We start from the raw sequence: 1664 nt of genomic DNA, 5'->3' as shown, positions 1-1664 counted from the left end.
TGGGCGGCTTATGAAGCCGTTTCTCAATCGAACGTGATCGTTTGATCCTTGCTGGTCAGGCATGGTTTCGCCCGGGTGAGGGAGGGATGCGGCGTCTTGTTTCCGCTTGGTGGTCGAGGGGTGTGTGGTGGCGTCGGTGCTGGGGTTGCTGGAGGAGCGGGAAGCGGCTGCCCGGGTGCGGGTGGAGGGGCTGCGGGAAGAAGCCGCCCGGCTGGCTGGAGTGCTGGAGGCCGCGGAGATCGAGCTGGAGCGGCGGGTGATCGCGCGGGAAGAACTGGTCGAGGCTCTGGCGGCCTCGGCTGCCGAGACCACCCCCGTGACCGCGGTCTCGGAGGAGGCCCAGGCCGGGCCGGTGGCCGGTTCAGTAGCGCCGCTCTGGCGGGACGGGCTGGAGGTGACGGTTCTGGCGCCGGACTATCAGCGGGTTCTGGCCGTGGTGGAAGAGCGGCGGCCGGCGGGGCAGGGACCGTTGCGGGCCAGGGAGATCACGGTTGCACTCGGCCTTGAAACGACATCGACGAAGATCGAGACGGTGCGGTCGAAGGCCAGGCGGCTGGCGGAACGGGGCTGGCTTGTGCAGGACGCGTCGGGAGCGTTCAGTGCCGGCCGGCGGCTGGTGGCCGCGCCAGACGACGGCTCATCCGGGTGGCCATCGACCACCGGATGACCGCCTCACTGTTCTCCGGCAGGGTCTCGTAGTCGCGGGCGAGGCGGCGGGAGTTCATCAGCCATGCGAAGGTCCGCTCGGCCACCCACCTTCTGGGTGGGACCGTGAAGCCGGTCCGTTGACTGGCGCCTTTGACGATGTGCAGGGTCAGGTCGAATTCCTCTCGTGCCCACTGCACGATGCGGCCGGTGTAGGCGCCGTCTGCCCAGACGAGAGTGGTGTCGCGGTGCAGCCGGCGCAGGAGCGGAAGCAAGCCCACCGCGCCGTCGCGGTCGCCGGTGTTGGCGGGGGTGACCGCGACGGCCAGGAGCAGGCCGAGTGTGTCGGTGACGATGTGGCGTTTGCGGCCGGGGACCTTCTTCCCGCCGTCGTAGCCGCGTGAGGCGGCCGGGACTGATGCTGCGGCCCGCACCGACTGTGCGTCGATGATCCCTGCCGAGGGTTCGGCCAGACGGCCCTCGTGCTCACGGACCCGGCCGCGGAGCCGGTCGTGGAACTCGGCGGTCAGCCCGTGCCGGCGCCACCGGCGGAAGAAGGCATAGACCCGGGCCCAGGGAGGGAAGTCGGCGGGCATCGCGCGCCAGGAGATTCCGCCCGCGACCAGGTAGCGGATCGCGTCGATCATCTGACGGTGGCAGTAGCCCTCGGGCTGCCCGCCCCGGCCCTGCAGCCAGGCCGGCACCGGCAGCAGCGGCCGCACCACCGCCCACTCCGCGTCGGTCATGTCCGACGGATAACGCCGTGCCCGGCCCGGATGATCGGCCGCGTTCCCGTACACGTGCGCGAGGCAATCACACGGCCGGGTGGCCGAGTTGAAGTGGGCGGGTGCGGGCGCGTACAACTGCGGCAACAGGGCCTCCTGGTACTGCTTGGTTTGGTTCGCACCTCCGAGCTACCAAGGGGCCCTGCCTTCATGCGCGTGCAGCCACAAGACCACCCGACCAGGAACCCTGTTCGACCCGCGCGTTCCAGGATCGGTTGAGAAACGGCTTCTATG

2 protein-coding genes are annotated in these 1664 nt (G+C 69.9%); one reads left to right on the top strand and one right to left on the bottom strand.

Going from position 1 to position 1664, the window contains the following annotated elements; all coding sequences use genetic code 11:
* Window positions 1–127: 127 nt before the first annotated feature.
* Window positions 128–667 carry a hypothetical protein gene (locus ACIP5M_RS36050; protein ID WP_401205399.1) on the top strand — a complete coding sequence of 180 codons (540 nt, stop codon included), beginning with the start codon at window positions 128–130 and terminating at the stop codon, window positions 665–667.
* Here the strand turns inward: ACIP5M_RS36050 and ACIP5M_RS36045 are convergent.
* Window positions 597–1391, bottom strand: a complete 795-nt coding sequence (locus ACIP5M_RS36045) for an IS5 family transposase (RefSeq protein WP_401205396.1) — start codon at window positions 1389–1391, stop codon at window positions 597–599. The genes ACIP5M_RS36050 and ACIP5M_RS36045 overlap by 71 nt on opposite strands.
* Window positions 1392–1664 lie beyond the last annotated feature (273 nt).

This window comes from Streptomyces sp. NPDC088762, from assembly GCF_044750905.1.
Lineage (GTDB): Bacteria > Actinomycetota > Actinomycetes > Streptomycetales > Streptomycetaceae > Streptomyces.
Note: the sequence above shows the minus strand (reverse complement) of the source record. Positions and strands in the feature narration are given on the sequence as shown.